Raw genomic sequence first — 7,165 nt, forward strand, 5'->3', positions numbered from 1 at the left:
TAATCCATTAATTTTAAGTATTATCTTTTTATTTTGCTTTTTCTAAAAGATTTTATTGAGTAACTCCTCTATTATTAAAAAAGTTTTAAATAGATATATTATATTCTAATAATAGTGTTACTACATTCTAGATATTGTTATTTTACTTTATATGAAATATTAAAATTAATATTTAGAGTTTATATGGTAATTCGTCGCTTAATTAACTAGACTATTTATTCTTTTATTGGAATAAGTTTTGCTGTTATCATTTTAAATATAATATAAAAATTTATCTTTATTTGTTAGACAAGCCGTACTAATTATAATTTTCAAAAGCTTAATGGGTGTTTTATTCCTGCTAGAGCTTTAATATGCTTTGTCAAAAATCACTGCGGGAGTGTCCATAATTGAGAAGTATTTTTTCTCATAAATTCTTTCTTTGTTTAGTTTTTATCTTACACATATTTAATAATAATTAAAATGTAAAGAAACTCTTGTGAATTTTGTGATCTTAGAAAACACAAGATTTTATATTATTTATAGTTTTGACTCGGAACTGCATCATATCCTCCATTACAAAATGGTTGGCATCTGATTATTCTCTTGAAAGTAAGCCATAATCCTTTAGCAATACCGTACAATGCTATTGCCTCTTTAGCGTATTCAGAACAGGTAGGATGGAAACGGCAATTATTACCGAGTAGTGGAGAAATAAAATATTGGTAAAACTTAATTAGTAGTAACAAGATTTTAGTCATTTTGAAGTTTATCTATTATATTTACCATTTTTTCTTCAGTGAGATCTTCATAATAATCATCGTTGATCTGTACTACTGGCGCATTCACACATGCTCCTAGACATTCGATCTCAATTAAGCTAAATTGCTTATTGGAAGTTAATTCACCATCTTTTATACCAAGTTTTTTTCTACAAATTTTCATTATATCGTCACTGCCACGAAGCCAACAAGGGGTAGTAGTGCATACTTGTATATGGTATTTACCAACAGGTTTTAAGTTAAACATAGTATAAAAAGTTGCAATCTCGTAAGCCCGGATATAAGGCATTTCAAGCATAATAGCTACATATTCGATAGCAGGAATAGAAAGCCAGCCACCATTTTGACGTTGTGCTAAATCAAGAAGTGGTAATATAGCACTTCTTTTGCCTTCCGTTGGATATTTTTTTATAATTTCTGCTGCTAAACTTAAATTTTCCTTATTAAAGATAAAATCTGTAATTTTTGTACTCATATACTCCTAATAAATGAAGAGTAATAATTTTATTATAAAATAAAAACATATTCTAACAAAGATAGAAGCCTTTATTACCCATTGTTTACTTCTTTGAATAGTACTGCGTAATATTATTCAAAGAAAAGTATTATACTCATCGATCAATCTCTCCAAACACAATATCAAGTGTAGCTATTATAGTAATAACATCTGCCATTAAATGACCTTTCGACATAAAATTAAGTCCTTGCAAGTGAGCAAAGCCTGGGGCTTTAATACGGCATCTATAAGGCTTATTATTTCCTATAGAATATAAATACACGCCGAATTCTCCTTTGGGAGCTTCTACGGCTTTATATGTTTCACCAGCTGGAACCTCATAACCTTCTGTATAAAGTTTAAAATGATGTATCATTGCTTCCATTGATTCTTTCATTTTAGCTCGAGTTGGTGGTGTTACTTTGGGATCATCAGTTTTAACTGCACCTTGTGGCATTTTTTCTATACATTGCTTGATTATCTTAATAGATTCATACATTTCAAGCACACGTACTAAATATCTATCATAACAATCACCGTTTTTGCCTATTGGGACCTCAAAATCTATTTCATTATATATATCATAAGGGTTTGACTTACGTAAATCCCAAGCTATCCCTGATCCTCTAAGCATTGGGCCTGAAAATCCCCAGTCCATCGCATCCTTTTGAGAAACGACACCAATATCTACTAAACGCTGTTTCCACAACCTATTTTCATTTAATAAATTTTCTATATCTTGAAGTTTAGGGGGAAATTGCTGGATAAACTTATCTATATCTTCAAGTAAGCCATAAGGTAAATCTTCAGCCACCCCACCAGGTCTAAAATAATTTGAGTGCATGCGAGAGCCAGAAACACGCTCATAAAATTCCATGATTTTTTCACGCTCTTCAAATAGCCACAATAAAGGAGTAGTCGCACCAATATCTAAAGCTTGACTACCTATATTTAAAGTATGATTCAAAATTCTTGTTAATTCTGAGAATAATACCCTGATAAACTGTGCTCTGCGTGGTACTTTGCATTCTAATAGAGATTCAACAGCTAAAGCAAAAGCATGTTCCTGGCACATAGGTGAGACATAATCAAGACGATCAAAATATGGTATAGCTTGCAAATATGTTTTATGTTCGATAAGTTTTTCGGTACCACGATGAAGTAACCCTATATGAGGATCAGCATTATTAACTACTTCTCCATCCATTTCAAGGATTAGGCGCAATACGCCATGAGTTGCTGGATGCTGCGGACCAAGATTTAATGTGATACTTTTAGTATTATTTGGCATAATATTTAGTTGTTACTATGTATTTTTTTATTCTATAAAATTTGTAGTTTTGTATATTACATTAAATATTTTTACTCTGGATCCAAGCTCTTGGTTCGAATAACATTAACAGCTTTCTCATCACCTGGTAAAACATAAGATGGGCTGTGCCAGTGCGAGCTAAAATCAAACTCACGATATTCTATATCTAAATTAACCGGTTCATAAGCTACCTTCTTTAATTTTTCATTATATTTAACTTGCGTGTAACCAACTAATGGAAAATCTTTACGTAGAGGATGTCCTTCAAATTCATAGTCAGTAAGTATACGCCTCTTATCATCATTATCATCAAATTTTATTCCATACATATCATAAATTTCACGTTCATACCAGCAAGCAGCACTAAAGATGCGCATTGCTGAAGGTATGCTTTCTTTTTCAGATATATGTACTTTTATCATAAGACGCTTATTTAATTTTAAACTGAGTAAATTATAAACTACTTCAAATCTTTTATGTCTTTTAGGAAAGTCAGCGCCAAATAAATCTGTTAATATCGTAAAGCGTAAATCTTCTGACTCTTTTAAAATTTTTAAAAATTGTAATAAGAAACTTTGCTCAATTGTATAAGCTGAATAATCTTTAACTGTTGTAGGTGTTATTAAAATACTAGATTTGGCTGCAAACTGTTCAATGATTTTATCCATGCTTAAAACCTGTAGTACGTTTAATTTTTTTTTGTAACTGCATAAGACCATAAATTAATGCTTCAGCTGTAGGAGGACAGCCAGGGACATATATGTCAACTGGTACAATACGGTCACAACCACGCACTACTGAATAAGAGAAATGATAATAACCGCCGCCATTAGCACAACTTCCCATTGAAATTACCCATTTTGGTTCAGGCATTTGATCATATACTTTACGCAGTGCAGGTGCCATTTTATTGGTTAATGTACCAGCAACTATCATAAGATCTGATTGACGAGGACTTGCTCTAAATAACATACCAAAACGATCCATGTCATATCTACTTGCTGCTGCTTGCATCATCTCAACAGCGCAACAAGCAAGCCCAAAAGTCATTGGCCATAAAGAATTCGCACGTGCCCAGCCAATCACATCATCAATTTTAGTCAGCAAAAAACCTCGGTTTGAAGGTTCATTATTTAATAGCTCATCTTTCCTATAAAAATTACTTTTCATATTAATCTAAATCTAAAGCTCCTTTTTTCCATTCATATACAAACCCAATAATAAGTACTAATAAGAAAAATATCATTGAGAAAAAACCTGTTTTGCCTATTGTATTAAGACTAATAGCCCAAGGAACTAAGAATGTAATTTCAAGGTCAAAAATAATAAATAAAATAGCAACTAAATAAAAACGTATATCAAATTTTGATCTTGCATTGCTAAAAGGCTCAAAGCCACATTCATAAGGTTCTAGCTTATCTTTATTATATTTTTTGGTTGATAACAGGTTCGGCAGAATCATTATGAAGCTCGAAACTAATACCGCAATACCGAAAAATACAGCAATTGGTAAATATTCTTGTAAAAATTTGGCTCCTTGTAGCATATACTTTTTTATTTGTTATATTTCATCTGTAATTTACATCAAATAGTGTCAATTATCAATAGAGTTCTTTTGAAACTCTACTTATGGGTAATTTTGTATGTCGATCCTGTGTTCTAATCTTCACATACTTATTCATCGTTCTGTGTTCTATGTGTTTCATTAAGACTCTTTCCTATAAGCGAGTTTAAAAAGAACTCATTATCAGTAATTTATATCTGCCTTAACTAATAACTTAATTAAAATTAGTACCCAAATACCGCTTGATATCCACCATATTTGCCAAATATTATATGAAATCATACCTATAACATAATAATTTATAAAGCATGCATAAGATGCTGCACTATAATTATCATTTTTTATATTATCAATTTGTTTTAGATATTTATAAATGAGAGTTAAAAATAATATTAACCCTATTATGCCAAGTTCAAGAGTAATTTGTAATATGTTATTGTGGGGATGTAAAGGGAGTGGATGCCATTTTTCACCTTTGTAATTGATAATTTCACTACCTTCAACTGCTATGTATTTAGAAGAAGCAAAACCATAACCTAAAAACGGCTTCTTAGCTATTTTGTTTGCTACAAAATGCCAAATAAATAGACGATGTGCAGCTGAATTATGAGTTGCTAAATATTTTTCTGATAAATATTCTGGATTTATTTGTTTAGCTATAATAGGAAATAGTAATGAGCCAGTTATTAAACCAAGCGTAACTAACTTGAAAAATATTGGTTTTATGAATTTAGCTGAAATAAATACTATTCCGCCAATAATAAATCCTAAAAAACTTGCTAAGCTATCAGAAGTATTTAGTAAATAAAGCACTAATATATAGAGTATGAGTGCATGATGCCCTTTGTGGATAGCAATTAAAATTATAATTGCTATCCAAGTAGTAATTGATAGTAAAGCGCAACCTCGATCTAACATATATAGGTTAAAATTAGGCTTGAATATTTTAACTAAAAAGCCCTTAGAAGAATATTCTATAAAGAATAATAACATTGCCATGAGAATACCGAGTATTAGAGAAATTTTAAGACGCTGACGGTCTTGCAACGGAGGAAAATTACTAACCATAATCCCAAGAAATAATATAATAAAAACCTGAGTAAAAGTAATTAAGCTAGTAAGTGAACAAGATAGTAAACACCAAATAGTAAATAATAATTCTCTCTTGTAATTAGTAAAAAATTTTTTATCAAATAAATATTGTCTATTTTGTAAGATATTACATAACAGAAAAATTGCTACTGTAGCTGATACCGATAAGCCAGCAAGCATACCTAGACTAGGGATTATAAATATTAAACTTGGAATTAAATATTGCATCTAAAAACAATCTTTAGCAAAAATTTCATATATTGGATGTTCGAATGTTGAAAGTGAAATGCTAGCAGAAGTCATCCATCCTTGGAAAAGTAATTTAGGGTCTTCGTCAATCTTATATTCAGTTACAGTCATTAATAGGTAATTATCTTCATTATAAGGATCAAGATTTTTTATACATTTATGTAATTTAATTTTTATGTTACCAAAATATTTTTCTTCTCCAATTTTAAAAGTAATCTCTTGAGAGGTAGCTGTAATTTTATTTAAAGCAATAATTTTACCGTTCTTATAGTTTTTAAATTTTGAAATATTGTTAATAGGATTATTGATATTTAACACTGGAATATTATTGTTAACAATTGTAAATACATCATTCTCAATATTTTCTGTTATAGTATCAGCATTTTTAGCAAATATAGAAAAATTAATGCTGCCTGTAATAATGATAAAAATAATTTGTAATAACTTCATAGGTATAAATATTTTTTTAAAAATTATATACTGTGAGGTATTAATCACAACTAAGTTTTGTGGTAGTTTGTGATAATATGTTATACTATAACTTGATTTACCTTGCCAGGATAGCTTAGAAAATCAACTTGTCATAATGTGATTTAATCATTATATGATATTTTATCTCTAGTAACAAATGAAACATGGTTTATTCAAAAGAGTTATTAAGTTCGATTTTAAGACAAAATTTGCACAGTTTTATAATTAAGGTATTTAATATTATTAATCCATGGAGTATTACCTGAGTATATGGTTAGTGATTATTTAAGTGCAATATTAAGAATGTGATATAATAATTGATATACCTCCAAGGAGTTTAAAATATATTTGTGTTAGCGTAGCTTGGTCTGCTTTTCTTGGAATTGATCTAAAAGAATTATGACTTCTAAAGCTATTTATAGATACTTAGCATAAATACTTAATTAGAGGGGGTGTTTTATTTTAAATTTTGATTGGTATGATGATAGTTTTGATTAGAGCTCATAACCAAAAAAGTAAATTTTTAACTACTGTTAATAATTTTAGATTTCTAACTTATTGTTAGATACTCAGCAATAGAAGAGGGATGAGATATATTCATTATTGATGATCATCACACTTAGTAATAGTAACTTATGGTATAATTTAAAATTACGACTATTGATGTTCAAGATCACTTTTTTAAGTTAATGACTTCAAGGTAAGGAATAGCAATATTTTGGAGATGAAGTGCTGATAAAATGAGAGCAAGAAATAGGCAGCTATAATTATGGTGATCAAGTACAAGAAACTATAACGATCTTTTACATAATAAAACTATGTCTTCTATATCTAACAAATGATTTTCATTTTTTCTGTATTTCCTGTAAATAAAGGTAACTCATGAGAATATAAGTTATTAAATTAATCTTTGGATATATATCTTTTATCATCAAAGATTTTGTTTTGTAATTCAGTTATTATATCACCTATTGTTGATAAATTAGTACTATTAGCTTTAGTAATTTAATTGTCATAATTATTTCTTTATGATTAATTACAAGATGTAATGAATACTCTATAGATTCCCTATAACTGCTTATTGCTATTTTAACAAGATTACCAAATATTTAATTATTACTTGTAAGTTTTGTGTAGTATATAGATAGTTTAGTTGAATCAATAAAGTAAGCAGCAGTATCTTTCTCTCTAAATAGTTGCGACATCATAACAAGCGGTAG

Annotated in this window: 8 protein-coding genes; all 8 read right to left on the reverse strand. The window is 29.3% G+C overall.

Features of this window, described 5'->3' with window-relative positions; all coding sequences use genetic code 11:
* Positions 1–515: 515 nt before the first annotated feature.
* Positions 516–740, reverse strand: a complete 225-nt coding sequence (gene yidD / locus AC27F4_RS01120) for a membrane protein insertion efficiency factor YidD (protein ID WP_487061241.1) — start codon at positions 738–740, stop codon at positions 516–518.
* Positions 733–1,236, reverse strand: a complete 504-nt coding sequence (gene nuoE, locus AC27F4_RS01125; protein ID WP_487061243.1) for an NADH-quinone oxidoreductase subunit NuoE — start codon at positions 1,234–1,236, stop codon at positions 733–735. Before nuoE ends, yidD begins: the two co-directional genes overlap by 8 nt.
* A 136-nt stretch (positions 1,237–1,372) precedes the next feature.
* Complete coding sequence (gene nuoD, locus AC27F4_RS01130; protein ID WP_487061245.1) at positions 1,373–2,548, reverse strand: NADH dehydrogenase (quinone) subunit D; 1,176 nt, start codon at positions 2,546–2,548, stop codon at positions 1,373–1,375.
* Between the two features lie 71 nt (positions 2,549–2,619).
* A complete protein-coding gene (locus AC27F4_RS01135; protein ID WP_487061247.1) occupies positions 2,620–3,237 on the reverse strand; it encodes an NADH-quinone oxidoreductase subunit C in 618 nt (205 codons plus the stop codon).
* Positions 3,230–3,739 carry a NuoB/complex I 20 kDa subunit family protein gene (locus AC27F4_RS01140; RefSeq protein ID WP_487061249.1) on the reverse strand — a complete coding sequence of 170 codons (510 nt, stop codon included), beginning with the start codon at positions 3,737–3,739 and terminating at the stop codon, positions 3,230–3,232. The genes AC27F4_RS01135 and AC27F4_RS01140 overlap by 8 nt, the downstream gene beginning before the upstream one ends.
* 1 nt (position 3,740) lies before the next feature.
* Positions 3,741–4,115 (reverse strand): NADH-quinone oxidoreductase subunit A, encoded by a 375-nt coding sequence (locus AC27F4_RS01145; protein ID WP_487061251.1) that lies wholly within the window; start codon positions 4,113–4,115, stop codon positions 3,741–3,743.
* A 201-nt stretch (positions 4,116–4,316) separates the two neighbouring features.
* On the reverse strand, positions 4,317–5,453 hold the full coding sequence (locus AC27F4_RS01150) for an O-antigen ligase family protein (protein WP_487061253.1): 1,137 nt from the start codon (positions 5,451–5,453) through the stop codon (positions 4,317–4,319).
* Complete coding sequence (locus AC27F4_RS01155) at positions 5,454–5,924, reverse strand: DUF2155 domain-containing protein (RefSeq protein ID WP_487061255.1); 471 nt, start codon at positions 5,922–5,924, stop codon at positions 5,454–5,456.
* Positions 5,925–7,165 lie beyond the last annotated feature (1,241 nt).

It is taken from the genome of Candidatus Rickettsia mendelii (assembly GCF_057543435.1).